27 protein-coding genes are annotated in these 25,762 nt (G+C 38.0%); 23 read left to right on the top strand and 4 right to left on the bottom strand.

Features of this window, described 5'->3' with window-relative positions; genetic code table 11:
- The first annotated feature begins 1 nt into the window (after position 1).
- From FBF83_RS11540 to FBF83_RS11490, 11 genes are all read left to right on the top strand, one after another.
- A complete protein-coding gene (locus FBF83_RS11540) occupies positions 2-550 on the top strand; it encodes an isoprenylcysteine carboxyl methyltransferase family protein (protein ID WP_136947319.1) in 549 nt (182 codons plus the stop codon).
- A 66-nt stretch (positions 551-616) separates the two neighbouring features.
- The gene (locus FBF83_RS11535; RefSeq protein ID WP_136947318.1) at positions 617-1,780 is read left to right on the top strand and encodes a D-alanyl-D-alanine carboxypeptidase family protein; all 1,164 of its coding nucleotides are present in this window, start codon (positions 617-619) and stop codon (positions 1,778-1,780) included.
- Positions 1,773-2,360 carry a nucleoside recognition domain-containing protein gene (locus FBF83_RS11530; protein ID WP_136947317.1) on the top strand — a complete coding sequence of 196 codons (588 nt, stop codon included), beginning with the start codon at positions 1,773-1,775 and terminating at the stop codon, positions 2,358-2,360. Before FBF83_RS11535 ends, FBF83_RS11530 begins: the two co-directional genes overlap by 8 nt.
- Positions 2,357-2,881: a spore maturation protein gene (locus FBF83_RS11525; RefSeq protein WP_136947316.1), complete on the top strand. Its 525-nt coding sequence runs from the start codon at positions 2,357-2,359 to the stop codon at positions 2,879-2,881. Before FBF83_RS11530 ends, FBF83_RS11525 begins: the two co-directional genes overlap by 4 nt.
- A gap of 143 nt (positions 2,882-3,024) precedes the next feature.
- On the top strand, positions 3,025-3,762 hold the full coding sequence (locus tag FBF83_RS11520; RefSeq protein WP_136947315.1) for a pseudouridine synthase: 738 nt from the start codon (positions 3,025-3,027) through the stop codon (positions 3,760-3,762).
- Positions 3,763-3,825: 63 nt separating this feature from the next.
- Positions 3,826-4,353, top strand: a complete 528-nt coding sequence (resA, locus tag FBF83_RS11515) for a thiol-disulfide oxidoreductase ResA (RefSeq protein ID WP_136947314.1) — start codon at positions 3,826-3,828, stop codon at positions 4,351-4,353.
- A 12-nt stretch (positions 4,354-4,365) separates the two neighbouring features.
- Positions 4,366-5,988, top strand: coding sequence for a cytochrome c biogenesis protein ResB (gene resB / locus FBF83_RS11510; RefSeq protein WP_136947313.1), 1,623 nt, complete (start codon positions 4,366-4,368; stop codon positions 5,986-5,988).
- 33 nt (positions 5,989-6,021) lie between these two features.
- Positions 6,022-7,221, top strand: coding sequence for a c-type cytochrome biogenesis protein CcsB (ccsB, locus tag FBF83_RS11505; protein WP_136947312.1), 1,200 nt, complete (start codon positions 6,022-6,024; stop codon positions 7,219-7,221).
- A 131-nt stretch (positions 7,222-7,352) separates the two neighbouring features.
- Positions 7,353-8,069, top strand: a complete 717-nt coding sequence (locus FBF83_RS11500) for a response regulator (protein ID WP_136947311.1) — start codon at positions 7,353-7,355, stop codon at positions 8,067-8,069.
- The gene (locus FBF83_RS11495) at positions 8,069-9,862 is read left to right on the top strand and encodes an ATP-binding protein (RefSeq protein WP_136947310.1); all 1,794 of its coding nucleotides are present in this window, start codon (positions 8,069-8,071) and stop codon (positions 9,860-9,862) included. The genes FBF83_RS11500 and FBF83_RS11495 overlap by 1 nt, the downstream gene beginning before the upstream one ends.
- A 191-nt stretch (positions 9,863-10,053) precedes the next feature.
- Positions 10,054-10,863 carry a histidinol-phosphatase gene (locus tag FBF83_RS11490; RefSeq protein WP_136947309.1) on the top strand — a complete coding sequence of 270 codons (810 nt, stop codon included), beginning with the start codon at positions 10,054-10,056 and terminating at the stop codon, positions 10,861-10,863.
- Positions 10,864-11,072: 209 nt separating this feature from the next.
- Here the strand turns inward: FBF83_RS11490 and serA are convergent, their stop codons facing one another.
- Complete coding sequence (gene serA / locus FBF83_RS11485; protein WP_136947308.1) at positions 11,073-12,653, bottom strand: phosphoglycerate dehydrogenase; 1,581 nt, start codon at positions 12,651-12,653, stop codon at positions 11,073-11,075.
- A gap of 164 nt (positions 12,654-12,817) precedes the next feature.
- Positions 12,818-13,066, bottom strand: a complete 249-nt coding sequence (locus tag FBF83_RS11480; protein WP_048309199.1) for a ferredoxin — start codon at positions 13,064-13,066, stop codon at positions 12,818-12,820.
- A 219-nt stretch (positions 13,067-13,285) separates the two neighbouring features.
- On the opposite strand from FBF83_RS11480, the gene FBF83_RS11475 reads away from it, so the two are divergent.
- The 4 genes from FBF83_RS11475 (at position 13,286) to FBF83_RS11460 (ending at position 17,170) form a co-directional block, all read left to right on the top strand.
- Positions 13,286-14,332, top strand: coding sequence for a helix-turn-helix domain-containing protein (locus tag FBF83_RS11475; protein WP_136947307.1), 1,047 nt, complete (start codon positions 13,286-13,288; stop codon positions 14,330-14,332).
- Positions 14,332-15,873, top strand: coding sequence for a RecQ family ATP-dependent DNA helicase (locus FBF83_RS11470; protein ID WP_136947306.1), 1,542 nt, complete (start codon positions 14,332-14,334; stop codon positions 15,871-15,873). Before FBF83_RS11475 ends, FBF83_RS11470 begins: the two co-directional genes overlap by 1 nt.
- Positions 15,854-16,432 (top strand): CPBP family intramembrane glutamic endopeptidase, encoded by a 579-nt coding sequence (locus tag FBF83_RS11465; RefSeq protein ID WP_136947305.1) that lies wholly within the window; start codon positions 15,854-15,856, stop codon positions 16,430-16,432. Before FBF83_RS11470 ends, FBF83_RS11465 begins: the two co-directional genes overlap by 20 nt.
- A gap of 288 nt (positions 16,433-16,720) precedes the next feature.
- Complete coding sequence (locus FBF83_RS11460) at positions 16,721-17,170, top strand: DUF2663 family protein (protein WP_136947304.1); 450 nt, start codon at positions 16,721-16,723, stop codon at positions 17,168-17,170.
- A 3-nt stretch (positions 17,171-17,173) separates the two neighbouring features.
- Here FBF83_RS11460 and FBF83_RS11455 read toward each other — a convergent pair whose 3' ends face one another.
- Positions 17,174-17,389 carry a hypothetical protein gene (locus FBF83_RS11455; RefSeq protein WP_048309205.1) on the bottom strand — a complete coding sequence of 72 codons (216 nt, stop codon included), beginning with the start codon at positions 17,387-17,389 and terminating at the stop codon, positions 17,174-17,176.
- 210 nt (positions 17,390-17,599) lie between these two features.
- Here FBF83_RS11455 and FBF83_RS11450 point away from each other — a divergent pair, with 210 nt between their 5' ends.
- The 5 genes from FBF83_RS11450 (at position 17,600) to FBF83_RS11430 (ending at position 21,196) form a co-directional block, all read left to right on the top strand.
- Positions 17,600-18,235: a CBS domain-containing protein gene (locus FBF83_RS11450; RefSeq protein WP_240688078.1), complete on the top strand. Its 636-nt coding sequence runs from the start codon at positions 17,600-17,602 to the stop codon at positions 18,233-18,235.
- Positions 18,236-18,294: 59 nt separating this feature from the next.
- Entirely contained in the window at positions 18,295-18,693 is a 399-nt protein-coding gene (locus FBF83_RS11445) for a hypothetical protein (protein WP_136947303.1), read from the top strand.
- Entirely contained in the window at positions 18,690-19,448 is a 759-nt protein-coding gene (locus tag FBF83_RS11440; RefSeq protein WP_136947302.1) for a metallophosphoesterase, read from the top strand. Before FBF83_RS11445 ends, FBF83_RS11440 begins: the two co-directional genes overlap by 4 nt.
- 94 nt (positions 19,449-19,542) lie before the next feature.
- Complete coding sequence (locus tag FBF83_RS11435; RefSeq protein ID WP_136947301.1) at positions 19,543-20,466, top strand: MerR family transcriptional regulator; 924 nt, start codon at positions 19,543-19,545, stop codon at positions 20,464-20,466.
- A gap of 139 nt (positions 20,467-20,605) precedes the next feature.
- The gene (locus tag FBF83_RS11430; protein WP_136947300.1) at positions 20,606-21,196 is read left to right on the top strand and encodes a genetic competence negative regulator; all 591 of its coding nucleotides are present in this window, start codon (positions 20,606-20,608) and stop codon (positions 21,194-21,196) included.
- A gap of 29 nt (positions 21,197-21,225) precedes the next feature.
- Here FBF83_RS11430 and FBF83_RS11425 read toward each other — a convergent pair whose 3' ends face one another.
- Positions 21,226-21,942: a PIG-L deacetylase family protein gene (locus FBF83_RS11425; RefSeq protein ID WP_136947299.1), complete on the bottom strand. Its 717-nt coding sequence runs from the start codon at positions 21,940-21,942 to the stop codon at positions 21,226-21,228.
- Positions 21,943-22,143: 201 nt separating this feature from the next.
- Here FBF83_RS11425 and FBF83_RS11420 point away from each other — a divergent pair, with 201 nt between their 5' ends.
- From FBF83_RS11420 to FBF83_RS11410, 3 genes are all read left to right on the top strand, one after another.
- A complete protein-coding gene (locus tag FBF83_RS11420) occupies positions 22,144-23,061 on the top strand; it encodes a D-alanine--D-alanine ligase family protein (protein WP_136947298.1) in 918 nt (305 codons plus the stop codon).
- Positions 23,062-23,345: 284 nt separating this feature from the next.
- Positions 23,346-24,626 (top strand): Glu/Leu/Phe/Val family dehydrogenase, encoded by a 1,281-nt coding sequence (locus FBF83_RS11415; protein ID WP_136947297.1) that lies wholly within the window; start codon positions 23,346-23,348, stop codon positions 24,624-24,626.
- Between the two features lie 117 nt (positions 24,627-24,743).
- Positions 24,744-25,739, top strand: a complete 996-nt coding sequence (locus FBF83_RS11410; protein ID WP_136947296.1) for a YpdA family putative bacillithiol disulfide reductase — start codon at positions 24,744-24,746, stop codon at positions 25,737-25,739.
- The last annotated feature ends 23 nt before the right edge of the window (positions 25,740-25,762 follow it).

The raw sequence follows: 25,762 nt of genomic DNA, 5'->3' as shown, positions 1-25,762 counted from the left end.
TATGGTTGTTCTTTTTACAGCGGTGTTTGTACTTCTTATAGTGCAAAGAGTAGGTGAACTCATACTCGCTAGAAAAAATGAAAAGTGGATGAAGGATCGTGGTGCAATAGAATGTGGAGAAGACCACTACAAATACATCGTTATGTTGCACATTGGTTTTCTACTTGCAGTTGCGGTAGAGACAGCTCTTCGTGGTTTCACTCTTTCATTAATTTGGACAGTAATGCTTGGAATATTTCTGCTAGCTCAGTTGCTAAGAGTCTGGACGATTAGGTCTTTAGGAAAGTTCTGGAACACTAAAATTATCGTGTTGCCTAAAGCAAGCGTTGTTGCTAAAGGGCCTTATCGTTTTTTACGACACCCGAACTATGTGATTGTAGCGTTGGAAATTCTATCCCTTCCACTTATCTTTTCTTCGTATTGGACTGCAATTGTTTTCACATTTCTAAATGCTGGATTACTATTAAAGGTTCGTATCCCAGCTGAAGAAAAAGCATTAAAAGAAGTAACGAATTATACAGATGTTTTTACCGAACCAACCAAGAATTGATATACATATCCAGCGTCTCCTCCTCATAGACTTGTACAAATACGGAGCTTAAGGGACGTGGATGGCATGATCAAATCGTTGCATACAAAAATTGGCGTCTTTATTTTGATAGCAGCTCTGCTGTTTCTTATGATTCCTCGAAATGCTTCAGGAGAAGGTGTTGGTGTCTCAGCTAGAAGTGCCATCCTAATGGAACAAGAAACCGGACGAGTGCTTTACGAAAAAGATGCTTATACACAAAGAAGGATAGCAAGCATAACAAAAATTATGACAGCAATTCTAGCGATTGAGTCAGGGAAATTAGATGATATGGTTGTTGTAAGTTCAAGGGCTGCAGGAACAGAAGGATCGTCACTTTATTTAAAAGAAGGCGAAAAAATAAAGCTCGAGAATCTGGTTTATGGGCTTATGCTCCGTTCTGGTAATGATGCAGCAGTTGCTATTGCAGAAGCAGTTGGAGGTAGTCTTGAAGGTTTTGTAAACCTGATGAACCAAAAGGCAGAAGAGATTGGGATGTCAAGTACTGTTTTTGCAAATCCTCATGGACTTGATGATCATGAGAATCACCTTTCCACAGCATATGATATGGCTTTATTAACTCAGTATGCTATGAATAATGAAATTTATCAGGTCATATCTGGGACTAAGGTACATAGAGCTCCCAACGAGAAAGAAGACTGGGATTATGTGTGGCGGAACAAAAATAAACTATTAACAGGTTTATATGAAGATTCAACCGGTGGAAAGACGGGCTATACAAAGAGAGCGAAACGTACCCTTGTTTCAACAGCAGAACGTGATGGAATGAATCTGATTGCGGTAACACTTGATGCTCCGAGCGATTGGAATGATCATATTTCAATGTTCAACTTTGGATATAAGAATTATGAGCTTACCTTGTTGCAATCTAAAGGAGTCCTTAAGGATCTGAAGGAGGAGCCTTACAAGGGTAGGGTGAAGTTAAATAGGGATCTACTATATCCATTAACTGAAGAGGAAAAAGACAGCATTGAGTCAACAATACAGCTTGCAAAACCTCCAGAGAAAAGTGATTGGGATAAGCCAGATTCTTTTCAAAATCCAATCGGTTTATACAAAATTACACTAAATAACGAAAACCTAATTAAAGCTCCTCTTACTTATGAAGGTGTTGAGAAAAAACCAAAAGGATTTTGGGGATTCTTTAGAAATCTATTCTCTCTAGATTCCGGACGTGATCTCAATGGTTAATATAATCTGGGTTGGTTTATTTCTTATCGGAATAATCTTTGCGTTCGTAAATGGGACAATGGAAGAAGTAAACAAAGCTATTTTTAGTGGTGCTGAAGAAGCAATTGCTGTTTGTATTGGTCTACTCAGTGTTCTTGTTTTCTGGCTTGGTTTAATGAAGATCGCCCAAAAAGCTGGACTTCTTGAAGTCATGGCGCGTTGGTTTAAACCAGTTGCTAGGAAAATTTTTCCTGAAGTGCCGACAGAACATCCTGCAATGGGTTATATCCTATCCAATATGATCGCTAACATGTTTGGACTGGGGAATGCGGCTACACCAATGGGTATAAAAGCTATGGAGGAATTAAAAAAACTGAACGATATGAAAGATCATGCTTCAAGATCAATGATTACTCTATTAGCACTCAACACATCTAGCTTAACATTAATACCTACGAGTGTTATCGCAATTCGAATGAAGTATGGTTCCGTTTCACCTACAGAAATCGTAGGTACTACTATTGCTGCAACGGCATGTTCAACAATAGGTGCGATAATGATTGATCGCTTTTTTAATAGAAAAAGCAAAGGGGGAATATAATCGTGAACATCTCGATTTGGATTATCCCCTTGTTAATCGGCTTTATCCTTGCTTATGGAACATGGAAGAAAGTACCAACTTATGAAGTGTTTGTAGAAGGTGGAAAAGAAGGTCTTTCAATTGCTTTCTCAATCGTTCCTTATCTAGTAGGCATGATGGTAGCTATTTCAGTTTTTCGAGCATCTGGAGCTATGGCTTTTTTAAGTGGTTTACTTAAAGCGCCACTTGACGCAATAGGTATACCGACAGAAATTGTCCCACTCGCACTGATTCGTCCTATCTCAGGTACAGGTGCTTTAGCTATGACAACTGACATTATTAACACGTATGGACCTGATTCATTCATAGGAAGATTAGCATCAACTATGCAAGGTAGCACAGATACAACACTTTATATCCTTACAGTTTATTTTGGTGCTGTAGGCATCAAGAAAATGGGGAACGCCTTGAAAGTAGGATTGTTAGCAGATCTAGTAGGAATGATTGCAGCGATCGTTTTTGTTACCATTGTTTTTGGATAAAAGTCACCGCAAAAAAGTGGTGGCTTTTTTGATTTTTACAAACGGTTTGTAGAATTCCAGATTGAGCATAATAAATGATAGAATGAATCTGTACTTGAGGTTTGACTACGACAAGAGTATGATGTTTTAGTGAGGTGAATATGATGGAACGTTTGCAAAAGGTAATTGCTCAAGCTGGAGTTACATCTAGACGGAAAGCAGAAGGATTAATTGAAGAAGGAAGAGTTAAAGTTAACGGTAAAGTCGTGACTGAACTCGGGACGAAAGTTTCTGATCGTTGTAAAATCGAGGTGAACGGTATTCAGGTAGAACGTGAAGAACCGGTTTACTTCTTGTTCTATAAACCAACAGGAGTCATTTCAGCGGTTGAAGACGACAAAGGAAGAAAAGCTGTTACAGATTATTTTCATGAAATTGAAGAGAGAGTTTTTCCTGTGGGAAGACTTGATTATGATACATCAGGTATCCTTCTTCTAACAAATGATGGTGATTTTGCAAATAAGCTTATGCACCCAAGCTACCATGTAGATAAAGTATATGTAGCTAAAGTGAAGGGACTTATGAACAAAGAAACCATTCAAAAGCTTGAAAGAGGCGTGCAACTTGAAGATGGTAAAACATCTAAGGCGCGTGCGCGAATTTTGTCAGTTGATAAACAAAAAGAGAAATCTATTGTAGAACTGACTATTCACGAAGGTAAAAATCGACAGGTTCGACGGATGTTCGAAACACTTGGCTTTCCTGTACAGAAGTTAAAAAGAGAACGTTATGGATTTCTTGAGCTATCAGGCATGAATCCTGGTGATTATCGAGAGTTAAAACCATACGAAGTTAAACAGCTACGTAATCAAGCTGTCACACAAAAGTCAAAAAAGCGATAAGTTGACACCCTAACACCACGTTATAGTGAGAGTAGTATTGCTGTTTGATTGGAGTTGGTTCGAATGAAAAAGAAAAACCGGCTGATCGTGCGGACTGTTATATTGGCAATTGTCTTTATAGCAGTCGGCTATACGTTCTATACAAACTTTTTCGCAAATGAAAGCGGAATCGTACAGGCCGGGGATCAAGCCCCTAACTTTATCTTAACTGACCTTGAAGGAAATGAAGTAGAGCTTGAAGATTATAGAGGAAAAGGCGTGTTTCTTAACTTCTGGGCAACTTACTGTGAGCCATGTAAGGATGAAATGCCTGCAATGGATAAGAAATATAAAGAGTATAAAGACAAAGGCGTAGAAATTCTTGCCGTTAATGTATCAGAGCCTAAATTGACTGCGGAAAGCTTCGTTGATCGCTATAAGCTAAGTTTTCCTGTACTTCTCGATAAAAGTAATGATGTAACAAATCATTATGGAGTTGGTCCAATTCCAGTTACATTCTTAATTGACAAGGACGGTCAAGTTATAAGAAAGACACAGGCTAGCTTGTCTGAAGAAGTGATCGATGACTATATGAAGCAAATCCAACCGTAACGGGGTGTTCCAATGAGCGACAAAAACATCACCTGTGAATGCGGACATATTAACCCTTATGGAACTGAGATATGCGAAGTATGTGGTAAGCCGCTCCAGGGAGATTCAGAATCTAATAAACTTCTTAATATGAGATATGAGGGAAGTGCTCGTAGATCTCAAACTTATAAAACGACTATAATCGATAAAATATGGAATTTCTTTTCTTCTGTTAAAGTAGGCATATGGATTATTGTTCTTCTTCTCGTTGCTTCTGCTGTAGGAACGATTTTTCCTCAAGAAATGTACATACCACCGCTGTCTGATCCCACTGTCTATTACGAAGAACAATACGGAATACTAGGACAACTTTATTTTGATCTTGGATTTCATAATCTATACGGTTCTTGGTGGTACATGCTATTAATAGCAGCTCTTGGTTTGTCATTAATAGTTGCAAGTCTTGATCGATTTGTTCCACTTTATCGTGCACTTAAAAAACAGCGTGTTGTTCGACATGAGAGCTTTATGAAGCGTCAGAAATATTTCGGTATAACTGAGCTCGTAAATAACAAAGCTGAATTATCTACCGTCAAAGAAGTCTTGCAGAAGAAACGATACAATGTAAAAGAAGAAGACGGTCATTTGTTTGCCGAGAAAAATCGTTTTTCAAGATGGGGCCCTTATGTTAACCATATTGGACTTATTTTATTTCTAATTGGTGGAATGCTTCGTTTCTTCCCAGGGATGTATGTTGATGAAGTACTCTGGTTACGTGAAGGAGAAACTGAGAAGATTAAGGGAACAGAAGAAGCCTACTATTTACAAAGCGATGGTTTTATTCTCGAAACATATGACAATAACGATGCCAAATTCAAGGATGCTATTGAAGCGTCTGGACAAGAAGCGGTTGCCAAAAACTATCAAACGGATGCAGTGCTTTACAAACAAGTTGGCGAGCGAATAGCAGGAACGGATCCTGAACTTGAAAAAATTAAAGAGCATCCGATTCAAGTAAATAAGCCACTTAAATTTGATGGGTATGCAATCTATCAAGTTGATTACAAGTTGAATGAGCTTCAAAGCATGACGTTTACAATGGATAATAAGGAGACCGATAAGCCAGTAGGTGAACTCACAGTTAACCTTTATAATCCGGAGAAAGAATATGAGCTTAACGATGGTTATCGAGTAGAAGTAATGGACTATTTTCCTGACTTTGAATTCAACGATAAAGGAGAACCCACAACCAAGTCCAAAGTTCCGAATAACCCAGCATTCATTCTCAATATGATTTCTCCTGAACATCCAGATGGGGAAGTGGCATTCGTTGCCATCAAACAGAACTTAGAACCTCTTGGTGAGAATGATTACAAGATGTCCTTCCAGAATGTTGATACAAAGAATGTATCGGGTCTTGTCGTTCGGAAAGACAATACGCTATGGATTCTTGCTATTGGTGGCGCGATCTTCATGATCGGTGTTATCCAGGGGATGTACTGGAATCACCGTCGTATTTGGGTGCTTAGAAAAGACAATGAAATTTGGCTAGCGTGTCATACGAATAAGAATTGGTATGGACTTAAGCGAGAGCTTGAAAGTGTAACAGATCAAACCGGTCTTCATATGCCGCTCGATCAATCTGAACAAAAATAATAGATTTTTTAGCACGAAGGGAGGCGCGATAAGATGGCTCAACTTAGTAGTAACTTGCTTTATATTGCTTTTTTCATCTATTTTGCAGCAAGCATTGTTTTCGCTATTTCATTATTCGGTAAGAAATGGAGGAAATCAGATGAAGCTACCCACTCAAAAAAGTGGGGAATGTGGGGCTTTATATTATCCACAGTTGGATTTCTCTTTCAACTGAGCTATTTTATTACAAGGTGGATTGCTGCAGGTCATGCACCTGTAAGTAACCTTTTTGAATTTACTACATTTTTCGGGATGGCAATGGTTTTTGCCTTCTTGATTATTTATTTAATTTACAAGAGTAATGTGATTGGCTTATTTGCAATGCCAGTTGCCATCATCGTAATTGCTTATGCTAGTGTATTTCCATCTGAAATTCAGCCTTTGATTCCAGCGTTACAAAGTAACTGGCTTAAAATCCATGTAACGACTGCAGCTCTAGGAGAAGGCATTCTGTCAATTAGTTTCGCCGCAGGTCTCGTCTATCTTGTTCGTACGGTCAATCAAGAGAAAGCGAGCAAGTCTACTTTTTGGCTAGAAGTCGTAATGTATACACTGATTAGTACAGTTGCATTCGTTATTCTATCGTTAGGGTTTGAAGCTGCTGGTTACTCTTCAACTTATCAATTTGTTGATCAAAACGAGCAGCAAGTTACAGTTGAATATACGCTACCTGCGTTAACTGGACCAACAGATGGAACTTATGTTAGCGGGAATGAGTTTGGACCACTTGTTGAGGCTCCAGCCTGGATGAAGGGCGAGAAAGCTGCTCATAAGCTTAATACCTTAATTTGGTCTATTGTTGGGGGGCTAGCGCTATATGGATTAATTCGGCTCATACTACGCAAACGAATTGGTGCAGCTATTCAACCTGCATTGAAGAACGTTAATGAAGAATTGGTCGATGAAATCCAGTATCGTGCAGTGGCAATCGGATTTCCTGTTTTCACGCTTGGGGCACTTATTTTCGCTATGATTTGGGCGCAAGCTGCTTGGACCCGTTTCTGGGGATGGGATCCAAAAGAAGTTTGGGCACTTGTTACCTTTTTGTTCTATGCAGCATATCTTCACCTCCGTCTTTCACGAGGATGGCAAGGAGAGAAGTCAGCATGGCTTGCTGTTGTAGGCTTCGTTATTATTATGTTAAATCTCGTGGTTGTTAACCTCGTGATTTCTGGACTACATTCGTATGCATAACACTGAAAACCTTCACGAGTCGTGGAGGTTTTCTTAATATTTATAGGTGTATACGGTTTCCTCGTGACTGGTCTAGAAAGCTTTATACGTGGTAGAATAGAAGACATGAGCTACTGTAGGAGGGAATCTTCTTGGAAAAAGATGCAAGAATTTTAGTTGTAGATGATGAAGAGCGTATTAGAAAGTTATTGCGCATGTATCTTGAAAGAGAAAACTATGAGATTGAAGAAGCAGAAAATGGAGAAGAAGCACTTGAAATAGCAACAGAAGATGATTTTGATCTCATCTTGTTGGATTTAATGCTCCCAGGTATGGATGGCATTGAAGTTTGTCAGCAAATGCGCGAGCAAAAAGCGACTCCAGTTATTATGCTGACTGCTAAAGGAGAAGAAGCCAATCGTGTTCAAGGATTTGAAGTGGGCGCGGATGATTATATTACAAAACCATTTAGTCCGAGAGAAGTAGTACTTCGAGTAAAGGCGCTTCTCAGAAGGTCATCAACTACCAAATTTCTACAAACGGAAACAACAACTAAGAACGTGATTGTATTTCCATACTTAACCATCGATCACGATGCACACCGGGTACTTGCAGAAGATCAAATTATTAATCTAACACCAAAGGAATATGAGCTTCTGTACTATCTTGCGAAAGCACCTGATAAAGTATTTTCTCGTGAGGAACTTCTTAAAGATGTCTGGAACTACGAGTTTTTTGGGGATCTTCGCACGGTAGATACCCATGTTAAGCGTCTTAGAGAAAAATTAAATAAGGTATCACCTAATGCTGCCTCTATGATCTCGACTGTATGGGGAGTTGGCTATAAGTTCGAGGCAGTAAAAGAGTAATGATCTGGAGAAGTGTGGTTGGGAAGCTCTGGCTTACAATTATTTTACTTGTCGCATTTGTGCTTTCGATTTTAACCATCCTCTTGCTTCAGTTTTTTGAAGATTTTCATGTTGAGAAAGAAGCAGAGCAAATGGAACGACTTGCAAATAAAGTAGCGTCAGTTATTGAACGATACGATGATCGCGATCAAGCACTTGATACCGCATGGGAGATTACTGACTTTTATCCCACTAGAGTGATGATCATTAAAAATGAAGAGGCTAATGAGGGCCTGTGGTATTCCCCTAATGCGCACGGGCTTCCTCGAATTTCATTAGACGCCTTTAAAGAGGATCCTGTTCTAAAGGATGTATTTACTAATGGAGAAACGGTTGTCAAACAAGGTAACTTTGAAACGAGAACTGAAGCGACATCATCTAATGAACTTCTAGTTGTTGGTGTCCCTATGCAAATAGATGGAGAAGATCATGGAGCAGTATTTCTATACCAATCTCTTGATGTAATTGCGAAAACAACAGGACAGGCACGTAATTTAATTTACATAGCAGCAGGGATTGCGATTGTTTTAACTACAATCTTTGCATTCTTCTTATCAACTCGTATCACGGCACCACTCTTAAAGATGAGAGAAGCTGCTACGCAAGTTGCAAAAGGGAAATTCGATACAAAAGTGCCGATGGTAACTCACGATGAAATTGGTGAGTTATCTATAGCGTTTAATCGGATGGGCCGTCAGCTGAACAACTATGTAACAGCACTAAATCAAGAAAAAGAGCAGCTTGCTAGTATTTTAAGCAGTATGGCTGATGGTGTCATTACCTTTGATAAAACAGGGGCAATACTTAGCACTAATCCACCTGCTGAACGATTTCTGAAAGCGTGGTATTACGAGCAAGGTATGGACGAACAACCGGGGACTGAAATCCCTGAGGACATTAATGAGTTATTTAGCCTTGTTGTCATGCTAGAACGCGAACAGCTTACTGAGGTCGAGTTACAGGGTAGAAGCTGGGTTGTAGTAATGACCCCGCTTTACAACCAATCGGCTATTCGTGGAGCTGTAGCTGTCTTTCGTGATATGACAGAGGAAAGACGTCTCGATAAGCTAAGGAAGGATTTCATAGCGAATGTATCGCATGAGCTAAGAACCCCAATTGCTATGCTTCAAGGCTATAGTGAAGCGATTGTAGATGATATCGCAAGTAGTGATGAGGAAAAGAAAGAAGTTGCTCAGATAATTTATGACGAATCATTGCGGATGGGTAGACTTGTGAATGAGTTACTTGACCTTGCTAGAATGGAAGCAGGACACAACGAACTGCATTATAGTAACATCCATCTTCAAGATTTTGGTCAGAGAATAGTAAGGAAATTCTCAGGTCTTGCACGAGATAGAGAAGTCGAGTTGAAATTTCACTTATCCAATCCTGAACGAATGTTAATGATTGATCCTGATCGAATTGAACAAGTTCTTACCAATTTATTGGATAATGCAGTAAGGCATACACCGAATGACGGTGAAGTAAGCTTACTTATTACATCACTTGAAAAAGGTGTACAGTTCAATGTGAAAGATACAGGATCTGGCATTCCAGAGGATGATCTACCATTTGTATTTGAACGGTTCTATAAAGCTGATAAAGCTAGGACAAGAGGAAGATCCGGAACTGGTCTTGGCCTTGCAATTGCAAGAAATATTGTGGAATCTCATCGGGGCCATATATCAGTACACAGCAAAAACGGAGAGGGCACCGTTTTCACTTTCTTTATTCCTGATCAAACCGACGAGTGACAGGCACCACCCGTTATATGTTGAAAATTGTCGAGTAGGTAGTTTAGCTCCTGAGTGTAACTTAGGAGCTTCTTTACTATATTCCTACATTGAAGATGAATAAAGTAAGGGAAGTAGCATGTTAAAGTTCAATTTATGCGATACAATAGTAGTGGAAACTGTCAAACTAGTTCGATAAAGGAGCTGACATTTTGTATACCGATTATCATAATCATTTAGAAAAAGGAACACTCACACTAGATTATTTATCACAGTTTGTTGAGGAAGCTAAACGGAAAAACGTTAGCCACTTTGGTATCTCTGAACATGCCTATCATTTCTATGAGACTGAAAACATTTTAAGTAACCCATGGGTGAATCAGCGACGATGGTATAACATGGATGAGTATGTCAAACTCTTTCAACAAGCGGAAGATCAAGGCATGGACGTTAAAATGTCGATTGAAATGGATTATACACCTGGTAAACACGCAGAAATGAGAGACTTTATTTCCAATTATAAGTTTGATTACGTCATCGGTTCGATCCATTGGGTAGAGGATTTTGGCATTGATTTAGCTGAATATCGTCATTTATGGGACGAGAGGGATATTCATACTGTTTACCGAAAGTATTTTGATCAAGTGGTTACACTTGCCGAATCGAATTTATTTGATATCGTTGGGCACCTTGATCTTGTTAAAATCTTTAAGTATAAGCCCGACAATCGAGATTTTCTTTTAGAACAGTATGACCGTGCAACAAATGCACTATCTAATTCAAAAACATGTGTAGAAATTAGTACTGCAGGATTAAGAAAGCCAGTAGGCGAATTATATCCTGACCCAGATCTTCTTAAAATGTGTTACGAAAAAGATATTCCAATTGTTCTTTCATCAGACGCTCATGTTCCAGGAGATGTAGGGGCGGATTATGACAAAGCTGTGGATCTAGCGAAATCTGTTGGATACTCTAAATTAATGACATTTCAAAAAGGGGAACGTAAATCGATTCCTCTATAGAAAAGGCTCTTTTCAATAAGATTGTTGCTTTTGAAAGAAGTTTTGTAGAAAGAACCACACTTAGTTGATTGGAGCGGAAGGATGCTCGCCCCGCGGAAAGCGAGCATCCGGGAGTGGAAGTCACCCACTACTTTTATAGCAACAATGTCTACGAAAAGAGACATAGAAAAAAGAACAAGAGCTATTCCGCTCTTGTTCTTTTTTCATTTCTACACTCCACCAATTTGTTCAACTTTTACAATATCTTGAACAGATTCAAGTGTCTCTTCAATATTTTTTGGAAGTTCACTATCAAATGAGAGCATCATAATTGCTTCTCCACCAGCTGTTTTTCTTCCAACTTGCATCGTAGCGATATTAATGTCGTGCTCTCCTAATACCTTCCCAACATTACCGATAACACCTGGTCTGTCGTTATGCTGAATATATAGCAAATGTCCCTGAGGGTGGAAGTCAATATCAAATCCGTTTAATTGGGTAATCCGATCTCCATATTCTTTTATATAAGTACCTTGTAGTGAAAAAGCTTCTTTATCACCCTTAACCGTCACTGAAATGAGGTTCGAATAACCATGCGTTTCGGAGCTATGCTTTTCTCCATAGGTTATACCTCGCTCTTTTGCGATAGAAGGAGCATTCACTTCATTAACTGTTGTATCTAATCTTGATTTAAGAAAAGAGGCCATGAGGTTTCTTGTCAAAATGGCTGTATCAAGCTCCGTTAATTTACCAGCGTAGCTTACATCAACGAGATTAACTGCTGACTTCATACACTGTGAAAGAATCCTTCCCATTTTACGAGTGAGTTCATAATAAGGTTTGATCTTCTCATACTCTTCTTTCGAGAAGCCTGGAAGATTAATGGCGTTCCTAATCGGTTTATCTTGAAGGAAATATAAGACTTCATCAGCTACTTGAGCAGCCACGTTAAGCTGTGCCTCTTTTGTAGAAGCACCGAGGTGTGGTGTTACAATGACCTGATCGTAGCCAAGAAGAGGATGGTCATGTTCAGGCGGTTCTGCTTCAAATACATCAAGTGCTACACCGCCAATATGTCCGGATTCGAGGAAAGGGATCAACGCTTGCTCATCAATAATTCCGCCTCTAGCGCAATTGATTAGAAAGACGCCTTTTTTTGTTTTTGCAATCGTTTCTTCGTTTAATAGGCCTCGAGTTTTATCTGTAAGAGGTGTGTGAACCGTAATAATATCGGCAACATCGAGTAAATGATCAAATTCCACGGATTCAACATCAAGTTTTTGAGCTCGATCATTTGTCAAAAATGGATCAAATACCACAACACTCATTCCAAAAGCTCTAGCTCTTCGTGAAAGCTCAGTACCAATTCTTCCCATACCTACGATTCCGAGTGTTTTACCGTGTAGTTCTGTACCAACATAGTGCTTGCGCATCCATTTTCCGCTCTTTAAAGAAGATGTTCCCTGTGGGATATTGCGAACAAGAGACGCCATCATAGCGAAAGTATGTTCAGTTGTAGAGATTGTATTACCGTCAGGAGCGTTAACAACAATGACACCTCGTTTAGTTGCAGCTTCAAGATCGATGTTATCAACACCAACACCTGCTCTAGCTACAATCTTTAAATTTGGCATCTGATTGAGAACTTCGGCCGTTACTTTCGTTGCACTTCTAACTAAAAGTGCCTCATATTGATTTAGACGATCGCTAAATTCTTTCAATGAGCCAATATCACACTGAATCGTACTTTCATTTAGTAAAGGTTGCAATCCATCTTCCTGAATACCATCTGTAACAAGAACATAAGCCAACTTCTCCACTCCTTTTTTCTATCTCTTCTAATTTATTAGAAAACTTAATACTATCCTTTTTATCATGAAAGCACTAAAGTGTCAATTTCAATTAGAATTTAAATGAAACCAATTTGGAAAAAAGAAATTCCCCGGCTGCATAACCGGGGAATTGAAAAACATTACTATTCGAATTTTAATGCGTCACCGTCGAAAGACTCGTCAGCAATTTTGATTGAGTCAGTAGGGCAACCTTCAAATGCATCCATCATATCTTCATGAAGTACTTCAGGAATTTCGACAATACCTTCGTTATCGTCGAGGGTTACAAACGCGATACCTTCGTCGTCATAATCGTAAATGTCTGGTGCAGCAGCGCCACAAGCACCACAAGCAATACATGTGTCTTTATCTACAATAGTATACTTAGCCATGATTTAACCTCCTATTCAATACTTCTATATGCCTTTCATCAATCTTTTATACGTAAATGAAAGTTATTAATAACTTTATTGTAAAGGTGATTTCTTGACTTTTCAATAGTCAAATACTTTTCTGAGTGCCTAATTGGTTGTTACCCGATTTTAATTTAAGTAAACACAGCATAAAATTTGATACAATGAGAGGAGAGTTAGTGACAGGGTGGTCTTATCATGGAATATTTAGATGGTGTGGTATTATTTGTTCTTAATCGGTATAAAGGTGAGCGCTCTTTATCAGCGGTGTACCACCTCTTAAAGGGAAAGAAGTCTTCACAAACGATCCAAGATGCCAGGCTTTACGATGTATCGTTTTTGTTTGGAATGCTTAAGCAACTGAACAGAGAACAGCTCAAGGAGGCAACAGTGCATCTGGTGAATGCTGGATCACTTGAGCACACAGATTCAGACCGTTATGTGACTACATCATATGGAAATGGTACACTTCAAATTTTCTTAGATACCGATCCATTTCCAATGTATTTGAACGGATGGAAGTATCATCACATTGCGGATCAATTTTGGCAGCGCCTTAGTTTATACGTGCAGAGTCTTTCTTATTCTGTTCATAACAATATGAATTTCTATCCCGTCATGAAAGATGAATTGACTCAAGATTGGGTTAGAAAGCATTTTCCTACTCGTTCGGAGGAAAGAGTAAAGATAGCAGCAGATCTTTACAAAGAGGTAACATATATCCTTGAAAAGCTTCCTAGTCAACTTGCCACTTTGTTCGTTCATCGGCTTAGTGGTGTTGAGAGAACTGGACTTACTTTACAACAAACTGCATCCGAGTTTAGGTTTACTTTAGAAGAAGCAACAATTAAGTTTTACAGCATTATACATGCTTGTCTTACTTTCGTTCAAAATAGTAGTGATTATCCCCTGCTTACTTCTCTAGCGGCAGATGAGTACGGTGAAATGCCATTAACGTCTTCTACAAGGCAAACTTATTCACTGCTACAGAAAGGTTTAACAATGGATCAAATTGTTAACAAGCGACAATTAAAGAAAAGCACGATTGAAGATCATATAGTGGAAATAGCCATCAATGTACCGGACTTTTCAATTGATCCTTTTGTTTCAAGGCAAGCACAACAATCGATTATTGCAGCTAGCCAGGAGACACAGAGTCAACGTTTAAAAACAATTAAGGAACATCTAGATCACGAGTATCCATATTTTCAAATTAGATTAACACTATGCAAAGAAGGGGTTTAATGAATCTAGCAGACGTTTTATATAAACACTTCGGATATCAGCAATTCAGAGAAGGCCAGGAAGAAATTATTGAAGATGTATTAGAGGGTAAAGATGTCTTTGCTATGCTACCAACAGGTGCAGGGAAGTCGCTATGCTATCAAATACCAGCTTATGCAGGAGCATCTCCAGTGTTAATTGTTTCCCCTCTTGTGTCCTTAATGGAAGATCAGGTTCAACAATTAAAAACACACGGAGAGAAGCGAGTAGTTGCTTTAAATAGTTTTCTTGATTTTAATAAAAGAAGGAGTATACTAAGGCAATTGTCGAGATATTCTTTTATTTATGCTTCACCAGAAATTATTCAAAATAAAATTGTTCAGGGTGCACTGAAACAACTCTCGTTTCGTTTAATGGTTGTAGATGAGGCTCATTGTGTTTCTCAATGGGGTCATGACTTTAGAACAGATTACTTGAAACTTGGACCATTAAGAGAACAGATAGGGCATCCACCTCTACTTGCATTGACAGCAACAGCAGCAAGGGATGTTCGTCAAGATATCGTTAAGCAATTGCAAATGAATACGCCTGCCTATCATGTTCATAGTGTTGATCGACCAAACATCGCGATAAAGCTTGAAAAACATAGTTCGCTAGTAGATAAAGTTAAAGCGTTGCATCAATACGCAGTACAGCTTGAAGGACCAGGAATCATTTATTTTTCTAGCAGGAATTGGGCAGACAAAATAGCCAGGGAGTTAGAGGAAGCGGGAATTGCAAGCGTGGCTTCGTATCATGCAGGGCTTAATCAAGAAGATCGTTTACTCATACAGCAGCAGTTTTTAAATGATGAACTATCGATTGTGTGCTCGACAAATGCATTTGGAATGGGGATAAACAAAAGTAATATTCGGTATGTGATTCATTTTCATCCTCCCTCTACGATTGAAAGTTATCTGCAAGAAATAGGTCGTGCCGGAAGAGATCAAGAGAAAGCCATTGCAATTCATCTTTATACAGAAGAAGATGAATTTCTTCCGTTATCTTTTATTGACAGTGAACTTCCGAATCGAGCACAAATTATAGAGGTGTTAAGCGACCTTTCTAAGCGTACTGGAGAACGGTTATCAGTAAAGCAGTATGAGAGCCAGGAAGTACCGTTTGGCTTATCTGAGACTGCTTGGCGTCTTATTGTTCATAAATTAGAAGTTCACCACTTTCTAAATAATGAAATCATCCAGCCTTTTCAATTGACTAATGCTGTTGAAATTATTTCGGCAGAAGCTGAAAACAGAAGAAAAGAAAAGCTATTGAAGTGGACAAGGTTTAAAAGCTGGTTAGAAGAAATTCAGTGCAGAAGGAATGGATTGCTTACTATATTTCACGAATCACCAGTCACTGTAGAAGATTGTTGCGATTATTGTGGTTTATCCTTAAGCAACTATTTTAAAAATGATAAAAGGACGTATCAACAAAGAAATCAAATAACCAATTGGAAGCAAGAACTGAAAAGGTTACTTGTAGTAAATAAGGAGGATCGTGGTGAGAAACCGACAGGCTGAATTAGTAAAAAACCTTTCGGATCGTGAATTGCTCATCAATGTTTATTTAACACAGGGAATCCTTCTCATCCTGTCATGTGTGATTGGTGCCATTCTATTTTCTGAAATTTGGTTTATAGATGAATTAGTAGAAATTAATTTAATTGATATCATCTTTCTAGGAGGTGGGCTGGCATTACTTATTATTCTAATTGATCAATTCCTAATGAAGGTATTGCCAGAAGACAAACTTGATGATGGGGGAATTAACGAGAGAATATTCTCCAATCTTTCTGTACCACATATATTGTTCCTATCATTTATCATTTCATTTAGCGAAGAGTTAATGTTTCGCGGTGTTATCCAAACTCATTTGGGTCTTTACATAGCGAGTGGTTTATTTGCTATTATTCACGTCAGGTATCTAGCTAAACCTGTGTTATTTACATTAGTTGTGGGGGTTAGTTTCAGCTTGGGAATATTGTTTGAATTGACGGATAATGTTCTAGTAACCATTACAGCTCATTTTCTAATTGATTCTACAATGGGAATCCTCATCAAACAAAAAGCACATTCTTGATCACATCATGAAAGGTGAGTTATATGAAGAACGAAAGTCCATTACCATCCAGGAAAGACTATCATAGGAATAAAGAAAACAAAAAAAAGCGAGCTAGAAATGGAAAAAAGGAAAGCGAGTTACCATCGCTAACATTAATCCGTGTTCTTGCACTGCTTTTTATTGGAATGGTTTCAATATTCCTTCTCTATTCGTACTTCGCTTAAATTTATCATGTTTATCACATTATCCTCAGTATTATCTGAAGCCTGAGATGCATAGACTAGTCTCAGTAAAGGGGGGAGCGAAGTGGATGCATTCAAACAGTGGAATCTTCCGCAGCCTCAATCTAACGTGACGATCGTATTGTTGCAAGAATTAGTGGAAAGGAAAAATGATGAAACACACTTTAAAGCGAAGTCTCTTTTCTATGGATATGTTCTAACGTTTTTTGTGCTTATCATTGGAGCTTTATTTTTGTACGAGCTTGAAAAGAGTACGGCGCTATTTGTACGGACGGTTTCTCCCACAACCACGCCGTTTCTCTTAATATCGATTACAATGAGTATCGTGGCATTTTATCAGTTAAGGAAGTTTACAAAAAAAAGCAAAAAAGCAGAGGATGAATTTGAATCTCTTAGATTAGAGGTATTGGATCGAAGCGATGAGCTTTTTGAAGGTCAGATTCAATGGCAGAATAGACATGATGTTTTTAAATACATGAAAGAAATCCATGACGTTAATCTATATTATAAATAGCTGTTAACGTTGCTCAGGACACCCAAAGAACAAGTACTGTTCAATTTGGAAGCAGTTACCATTGATTGACAGCTCATCCTCTACAAACATTTCAATTTTACCAAAAGCAACGGTATCTTTAAGTTTAGGGCAGAATACTTCAACGGGCATGCCAAGACGGCGATTAAAGTCTAGATCTTCATTTCCCAACAATGATTTTGTTTTTAGTTTATTAATCATTGATCCATCATCTCCGTTTATTTGGTATCCGTCCCATTCGGTCTGGTTATACTTTTATCTTACAGTAAAAAGACTGAATCTTCAAGAAATTAAAAAGCCCAATTTACGGAAATGTTAGCCCGATTTTTAGTTAATTTAGATATTGGAAGGATATTATTCTTAAATTGTGGTATTAATTAAGTGTAGTGATATTACAAAGAGGTGATAGTTGTGTATGTACGTAGTGCAATGAAAACAATTAGAGAAACGGTTTATGTGAATGATGACACAAAGTTAAATGAAACACTCGAACTACTTAAAGAGCGAGAGATTGATGGTGTTCCAGTAATTAAAGGAAATAAATATGTAGGTATCGTTACCTTTAATCGTATTTATAAAGCCTATTTTAAAAGTGATATAACTGATAAAGATAAGTTTCTAAATGAAACAAGTGCCGGAGAGATTGCTTACCAAAAAGATGTTACTGTAGATCAAGAGGCTGTGTTTGAAACAACACTCTTGCTTGCCAAAAACGCGCCACTCATTGCTGTTGTTGATGATAACCAGAATTTTATTGGGATCATTACAAGGTCTGATATTCTTGATCAATTTCAAAGTGCTTTTGGAATGCGTAAACCAGGAATACGAATTGCATTTGCCTCTTCTGAAACAGAAGGAAGAATTGCAAGGCTTGCTAAAATCGCAAAGAACTTTCATGAGAACATTATTTCGCTTTCAACCTTTGATGAAACAAATCAGAATGTTAGAAGAATAGTCATGAAAATTGAAAAAAGTGAAAACCTGGATCAATTTATCGTTAAGCTAGAACAGAATGGCTTTAAAGTATTGGATATTAAAGAAGTTTAATCACATCTTACCCATAAAACCTCCTACTCTTACATACGTTAGAGTGGGAGGTTTTGCATATGATGATTCGTCTATTTAGATTAGTAGGAGTCTTTTGCTTCCTCTATCTTGCAGAAAGTAACTTGAATTTAAATAGCATGACGTTTACAGATGTAATGTTGAATAGTGCTCGGTATGGATTAGGAGCTATTTGTTTCTTGGTAGGTTTTCTTTTTGTAGCAAGAATCATAAGAGATCACGTTGAAGGTTTTATATCATTCTCTCTTCAGAACAGTGATTATCTTAGAACTTTCATAATTGAGGTTAGTATACTAACTGGAGTATACTGGATATTGTTTCAAGATAATAAGTGGATATCTCTATCCTCCCTTGTTATGGCTCTTATGTATGGTGGACTTTCAGCAAATGTAAGTGCTGCGAAAGCGATAAAAAGATTCAGAAGGAGCAATGAAGCATGATTTATTTAATAGGATTGATTGTAGCTGGTCTATTGCTGCTAAGCTACATGTGGATTGAAGCCCACCTCAATAGAGTTGTTACACAGGAACTTCAAATAAAGGATTTGCCAGCAAGTTTCGAATCCTATCGCATCTTTTTTATATCTGATTTGCACAACCGATTGATTTCTAACCGCATTCTAAGTAAGGTGTATAACAACATTGATGCGGTGGTTATTGGTGGAGACGTGATGGAGAAGGGAGTATCATTTGAGAAAGTGAATGAAAATCTGGAGCAGTTAAGTAAACTTGCTCCCTGTTATTTTGTTTGGGGTAACAATGATTATGAAGAGAATCCAGAAACACTTAAAAAAATTCTTATTGATCATCATATAAAGATCTTAAAAAACGATGCTGCTAAAATCGTAAAAAACAACGAATCGATTAACTTTCTAGGGATTGATGACTTGTCTACAGAGAATGCTTCCCTTGAGCAAGCACTAGGTGCAGCACATGAACATACCAAAATTCTCATTAGTCATAATCCAGATATCCAATATGATCTTCCGGAAAATAATAAGATCCAACTGATTCTTTCTGGGCACACACATGGAGGACAAATTCGTTTGTTTGGTTGGGGAATTCGTGAAAAGGGTGGCATCAAGGAAGTCAATGGTACGACGGTGGTCATTAGTAATGGTTTTGGAACAACAACATTACCACTAAGACTAATGGCTCCTGCTGAATCACATATTTTTATATTAAAAAGGAAATAAATTCAATTGTTTTGATTAAATACTTATACAAAGTTTACACAAACATCATTCACCCTTTATACTAGGTGTGATAAAGATAGTACTAGAGGGGAAGATGACTATGTCTGAAGGTAAATATAATATTAAAGCGGTCTCGAAAAAACTTGGTATACAACCGGGGACCTTAAGGGCATGGGAAAGGCGTTATAATATTATTTCTCCTATTCGTAATGAAGCTGGTCATCGTCTCTATTCAGAAGAACATATGGCTATCCTGAAATGGCTTGTTCAAAAAACAGACCAGGGATTTACAATAAGTCAAGCAGTTGAGTTGCTTGAAAGCGGTAATGCATCCGCTGATTCACAAAGTATGGATCTGAGTATGGGACAAGATCGAGCAAATTTGCTCGCTGATGAAATTCTTGAAGCACTTCTTGCCTTTGATGAAAGCAAAGCACAGGAATTGTTGAATCAAGCCTTTTCTATATTTAGCATTGATAAAGTAGTTCACGATATTCTTGCAAAGCTTCTCGTGCGAATTGGAGATTTATGGGAAGAAGGGAAAATCACTATTGCTCATGAGCATTTTACAAGTGCTTTTTTACGCTCGAGAATAGGAATGATCTTTCATACGCTTCCTGTAGATGGCTATCTTCCAAAAGTAATGGCAGTTTGTTCGCCTGGGGAGTATCATGAATTAGGGTTGTTAATCTTTACGCTCTACTTAAGAAGAAAGGGATTTGAAGTTATCTACTTAGGGTCAAGTATTCCTGAATCGGATATTGAAGTAATTGTCGAGGATACGGATCCTAAAATTCTATTCCTATCCTGTACACTTTCGAAAAATCTTCCTAGGTGCCTGGACTTCGTTGACACACTTGATCAAAGGTTCCCTGAGTTGACAGTTGGGCTAGGAGGACATGCTATTACACATATTGATAATGAAAAAAGACAGGCTTATGACTCGTTTTGTGTAGGGAATTCAAAATATGAGTGGGATTTATGGATTAAAGATAAGCTTCAGAAATTAACGTATTAATGGACAGGTGTCCTGACTTGTCTACGCTTCCCTAATCGGTGTACACTAGAACAATAATGTCAACCAAGAACCAACTCTGCATAATCACATATAGTATGAATAAAGGATTTGCGGGTGACAGACGGTAGGGGGGAATTAGATGCGTCTTGAACGTTTAACTTACGACAAAATAAAGATTTTTCTAACTTATGACGATTTAAACGAACGGGGAATTACGAAAGAAGAGCTCTGGCAGGACGTACCAAAAGTTCACAGGCTTTTTCGTGAAATGATTATGGAAGCTGATGACGAGCTCGGTTTCAAAGTAGATGGTCCTATCGCTGTAGAGGTATTCTCACTGCCTGCACAGGGAATGGTGGTTATTGTGACGAAAGGCTCAAATGAGAATGACTTTGAAGACGACTACAGCGAAGATTATATCGAAATGCAGGTCACTCTTGATGAAAGCGATGAAGTGTTTTATGAATTTTCTTCATTAGAGGATGTAATCGGATTATCCAAAATGTTAATTAACGTTGGGATATATGGAGGCACTCTTTACTCGTTCCAAAATCATTTCTATTTGAAATTCGATGAAGAAGAATTTGCAGAATATGAATTAGATTCACTCATTGCGCTTCTTGCCGAATATGGGAATCCATCTACAATAACAAGCTACAGAGTAATTGAGTATGGAAAAACTTTGATGGACTCAACTGCAATAGAACAGTTAAATAAGTATTTTAAATAAAAAACCTCCCAATTGGGAGGTTTTGTTCGTTATGTGAGAAGTGGGTCTGAATTGTATTGTGGGTGCTGCCATGCTCGAATAAAGTACTCTTTATTATTAAACTTCATAAACGCTGTATCTTGAATTATTGTTGGGAAAACACGTTCTACAGATAAGTGCTGTGTTTTGTGCGCTAGAAGCGCTTCTTTTACCTTATTCATATGATCTTGCGAGAATGATTTAACCAGCGAAATCGTCTCATCAGGATCGGAGAAGGCGGGATTCCCAGTTTTATTAGCTAGTGATTGAGGGAAAGTTGTATAATATAGTTCTTTAACACCAGATGAAGAATCTTGTACTGCTTCTAGGGTAGCTTGTTGAATGGCTTTATGGTCAGAATGGCCAGATAGTCCATGTGGTGGGAATGTAACGACTACTTCGGGTTTAACAAATTGAATTTGTTTAAGTACTTCATTTTTTAGAACTCCAGAAGGTAATTCATTTAACTTACCGTCTTTGAAGTCATCAATAACTAGATGATCAATACGAAGTAATTTAGCAGCTGTCTCTAATTCTTTTCTTCTGATGGATGCTAGGTTTTCAGGAGTACAAAGAGGTGGTTCACCGCATTTTCCGGCATCTCCAGGAGTGGCACTATAAAGCACCGTTTTTGTATCTTTTTGTTTTGCTAATTCTAGTAATGTGCCACCTGATGTAAATGATTCGTCATCAGGGTGTGCGAATACAAACATAATTGTTCTAGACATAGGACATTTCCTTTCATAGTAAGACTAGTGCTAGTATAACGAAGGTTAATTACTCTTTGCCAATAATATTATTTGGAGATGGGTAAAGAGGTAACATCTCTAATCAAAAACATGGTATGATGAGAGAAGTTTTGGTAAGTTCCACACCTTAAACAATCGAATATAATGACTTACATAAATGCAGCCCAGGAGGTATAGATAATGAAAATAGGAGTACTTTATGGAGGCACATCTGCTGAAAGAGAAGTGTCGCTATCCAGTGGTAAAGGAATCGTAAAAGCTCTTAAAGAAAATGGTCATGAAGTGATCGGTATAGATTTTCATCCTGAACGATTAGGTGAGGTCATGGAGCTAGATGTTGATATAGTGTTTATTGGCCTTCATGGAAAATATGGAGAGGATGGACGCATTCAAGGACTACTTGATATGCTTCAAATTCCTTACGTAGGATCAGGCGTCCTCGGATCAGCAGTTGCGATGGATAAAGCGAAGAGTAAAAAGGTTCTCAAGGACTCAGGTATAAGACTTGCTAAAGATCTTGTATTATATAAATCGGATGATAATCATTCTATTGATTTGCCATTTGGTTTTCCAGTTGTCGTTAAACCGAACAGTGAAGGATCCACTATAGGGTTAACCATTGCTCAAAATGAAGAAGAGCTTCATAGAGGAATAGAAGAAGCATTTCGCTTTGATAATACAGTTATACTTGAGGAGTTTATTTCAGGAACAGAGGTAACTGTTGCGGTAATGGGAGAAAAGGGAAATGTCCAATCATTACCTGTAGTAGAAATTGTTCCTAAAAATGCATACTATGATTATGAGTCAAAATATGCTGAAGGTGGTAGTGAGCATATTGTACCAGCTCGCATTTCTCAGGATTTTACTGAAATGATCCAATGTCAGTCTGTCATTGCTCATGAGCTACTCGGGTGCGAAACCTATTCAAGGGTAGATTATATCGTTCCTAAAGATGGAACAGAACCCGTTTTTCTAGAAGTTAACACTTTGCCAGGCATGACACCTACTAGTTTATATCCTGATGCTGCCAAAGAAGTTGGTTATTCTTATGAACAAATGATTGAACATCTTATTCAACTAGGTTTAAAGAAAAAGTAAACGTTTGACCTCACAAAGATGTGAGGTCTTCGTTTTAATTAACATTTAGTTGCGCTTTTCCAGTAAGCGTTTTCATTTTATGCAGAACAAATTGTATAAATGTACCCAGAATGCCTTCTCATCGTTTAGTGAAACGTGTATACTATGTTTTGAAAGCAGAGCAAAGAATATTCAATAATCAATTTAAGAAAATATCCAATATGCAATTGCAAACAGGGCCATAATTGTAAGGCTTTCGAACTAAAAAACAACCAAGTAAGTGCACAGTAATGGGAGGTAAATCAATGGTCGACAAAAACGAAACAGATAATGGACAAGGGAAAAAGAAGAAACGGAATGTATTAGAGTCGACACAATCGGTCATTCATGAAGCGCTTGATAAATTAGGTTATCCAAGTGAAGTATATGAATTATTAAAAGAACCAATGAGATTAATGACAGTCCGAATTCCAATTCGTATGGATGATGGATCTACGAAAATATTTACAGGATATCGCGCTCAGCATAATGATTCTGTTGGACCAACAAAGGGTGGAGTGCGTTTCCATCCAGATGTAACTGAAACGGAAGTTAAAGCTCTCTCAGTATGGATGAGTTTAAAAGCAGGCATCGTTGATCTTCCTTATGGTGGAGGTAAAGGTGGCATCGTTTGCGATCCGCGTGAAATGTCATTTAGAGAACTTGAACGCTTAAGTCGTGGTTATGTGCGAGCGATTAGTCAAATCGTTGGTCCTACAAAAGATATTCCAGCTCCAGATGTTTTTACGAATTCTCAAATTATGGCCTGGATGATGGATGAATATAGTCGAATTCGTGAATTCGATTCCCCAGGATTCATCACAGGTAAACCACTTGTATTAGGCGGTTCTCACGGCAGAGAATCAGCTACAGCAAAAGGGGTTACAATTTGTATCCGTGAAGCAGCCAAAAAGAAAGATATAAAGATAGAAGGTGCTCGGATAGTTATTCAAGGGTTCGGAAATGCGGGTAGCTTCCTAGCCAAGTTTATGCACGACGCTGGAGCGAAAATCGTAGGTATTTCTGATGCTTATGGAGCCCTCCATGATCCAGAAGGTCTTGATATCGATTATTTATTAGATCGTCGTGATAGCTTCGGAACGGTTACGAAACTCTTTAAAGAGACAATTACTAACCAAGAACTCCTTGAGCTTGATTGTGATATTCTCGTTCCAGCTGCTATTGAAAATCAGATTACAGAAGAAAATGCTCATCAAATTAAAGCAAGTATTGTTGTGGAAGCTGCAAATGGTCCAACAACGATTGAAGCTACAAAAATTTTAACTGAGCGTGGAATTCTACTCGTACCAGATGTACTTGCAAGTTCAGGAGGAGTAACAGTATCATACTTCGAATGGGTTCAAAACAACCAAGGTTACTATTGGACAGAAGAAGAAGTTGAAGCAAAGCTCGAGAAAGTGATGGTTAACGCTTTCAATTCAATTTACCGTACTTCAGAAACTCGTCGAGTAGATATGAGACTTTCTGCTTATATGGTTGGTGTTCGTAAAATGGCTGAAGCATCTCGATTTAGAGGCTGGATTTAATTAGTTGCTAAATCAATGAAAATTCCCTATCATTCAGGTAGGGAATTTTTCTGTTAGAATGCGTACAATGAGATTAGAAATTGTAGTTTTTATGGATAGGTTCAGGAGTGAGTAGAAATGAGAAAAGAACAAGTAATCATTATTGGTGCTGGGCCGTGTGGCATGTCAGCAGCAATTGAATTAATGAATGAAGGTTATGACCCATTACTAATTGAAAAAGGCAATATCGTCAATGCAATTTATCATTACCCAACGCATCAAACATTTTTTAGTTCGAGTGAAAAGCTTGAAATTGGTGATGTTCCTTTCATTATTGAAGAACGAAAGCCAAAAAGGAATCAAGCACTTGCTTATTATAGGGACGTAGCGAAGCGCAAGGGTCTTCGTATTCACTCATTTGAAAAAGCTAACTTAATAAAAAAAGAAGAAGATGGATTTGTGATTCATACAGAGAAAGTTCACGAATCTAAAAATGTAACTTATCATGCTAAGAGCCTAATTATTGCAACCGGGTATTATGACAGCCCTAACTATATGGGTGTTCCTGGAGAAGAACTTGATAAAGTTCTCCATTATTTTAAAGAGCCTCATCCTTACTTTGATCAAGATATTGCCGTAATTGGTGGAAAGAATTCTGCAGTGGATGCTGCATTAGAGCTTGAGAAGGCAGGAGCAAGAGTTACCATTTTGTATAGAGGAGCCGACTACTCTAAAAGTGTCAAACCGTGGATTCTTCCTGAGTTTGAAGCACTCGTAAGAAATAATAAAGTAGCTATGGAATTTAATGCTAGCCTTATTGAAGTCCGTGAGAAGGAAATTGATTATGAAGTCGATGGAAAGAAAAAAACCATTCCGAATGATTTTGTTTTTGCGATGACCGGCTATCATCCTGATCATTCGTTCCTTACAAAGATTGGTATTGAAATTGACGAGAAAAGTGGGCGTCCTACATTTGATGATAAAACAATGGAAACAAATGTAGAAGATTGCTACATTGCAGGTGTTATAGCTGCAGGTAACAATGCGAATGAAATTTTTATAGAGAATGGTCGACTTCATGGTGCAATGATAGCAAATGCCATTATTAATAAAACAAAAAAACCTACCGAATAAGGTAGGTTTTTTTATGGGAAATA

The organism is Guptibacillus hwajinpoensis (assembly GCF_005144865.1).
GTDB lineage: Bacteria > Bacillota > Bacilli > Bacillales > Guptibacillaceae > Guptibacillus > Guptibacillus hwajinpoensis_A.
This window is presented reverse-complemented; position numbering and strand designations above follow the sequence as displayed.

Coding starts and splice junctions, on each gene's coding strand:
- FBF83_RS11540 (WP_136947319.1), top strand. CDS start 2: ATGGTTGTTCTTTTTACAGCGGTGTTTGTACTTCTTATAGTGCAAAGA.
- FBF83_RS11535 (WP_136947318.1), top strand. CDS start 617: ATGATCAAATCGTTGCATACAAAAATTGGCGTCTTTATTTTGATAGCA.
- FBF83_RS11530 (WP_136947317.1), top strand. CDS start 1,773: ATGGTTAATATAATCTGGGTTGGTTTATTTCTTATCGGAATAATCTTT.
- FBF83_RS11520 (WP_136947315.1), top strand. CDS start 3,025: ATGGAACGTTTGCAAAAGGTAATTGCTCAAGCTGGAGTTACATCTAGA.
- resA (WP_136947314.1), top strand. CDS start 3,826: ATGAAAAAGAAAAACCGGCTGATCGTGCGGACTGTTATATTGGCAATT.
- resB (WP_136947313.1), top strand. CDS start 4,366: ATGAGCGACAAAAACATCACCTGTGAATGCGGACATATTAACCCTTAT.
- ccsB (WP_136947312.1), top strand. CDS start 6,022: ATGGCTCAACTTAGTAGTAACTTGCTTTATATTGCTTTTTTCATCTAT.
- FBF83_RS11495 (WP_136947310.1), top strand. CDS start 8,069: ATGATCTGGAGAAGTGTGGTTGGGAAGCTCTGGCTTACAATTATTTTA.
- FBF83_RS11480 (WP_048309199.1), bottom strand. CDS start 13,066: ATGGCTAAGTATACTATTGTAGATAAAGACACATGTATTGCTTGTGGT.
- FBF83_RS11475 (WP_136947307.1), top strand. CDS start 13,286: ATGGAATATTTAGATGGTGTGGTATTATTTGTTCTTAATCGGTATAAA.
- FBF83_RS11470 (WP_136947306.1), top strand. CDS start 14,332: ATGAATCTAGCAGACGTTTTATATAAACACTTCGGATATCAGCAATTC.
- FBF83_RS11455 (WP_048309205.1), bottom strand. CDS start 17,389: ATGATTAATAAACTAAAAACAAAATCATTGTTGGGAAATGAAGATCTA.
- FBF83_RS11445 (WP_136947303.1), top strand. CDS start 18,295: ATGATGATTCGTCTATTTAGATTAGTAGGAGTCTTTTGCTTCCTCTAT.
- FBF83_RS11440 (WP_136947302.1), top strand. CDS start 18,690: ATGATTTATTTAATAGGATTGATTGTAGCTGGTCTATTGCTGCTAAGC.
- FBF83_RS11435 (WP_136947301.1), top strand. CDS start 19,543: ATGACTATGTCTGAAGGTAAATATAATATTAAAGCGGTCTCGAAAAAA.
- FBF83_RS11430 (WP_136947300.1), top strand. CDS start 20,606: ATGCGTCTTGAACGTTTAACTTACGACAAAATAAAGATTTTTCTAACT.
- FBF83_RS11425 (WP_136947299.1), bottom strand. CDS start 21,942: ATGTCTAGAACAATTATGTTTGTATTCGCACACCCTGATGACGAATCA.
- FBF83_RS11420 (WP_136947298.1), top strand. CDS start 22,144: ATGAAAATAGGAGTACTTTATGGAGGCACATCTGCTGAAAGAGAAGTG.
- FBF83_RS11415 (WP_136947297.1), top strand. CDS start 23,346: ATGGTCGACAAAAACGAAACAGATAATGGACAAGGGAAAAAGAAGAAA.
- FBF83_RS11410 (WP_136947296.1), top strand. CDS start 24,744: ATGAGAAAAGAACAAGTAATCATTATTGGTGCTGGGCCGTGTGGCATG.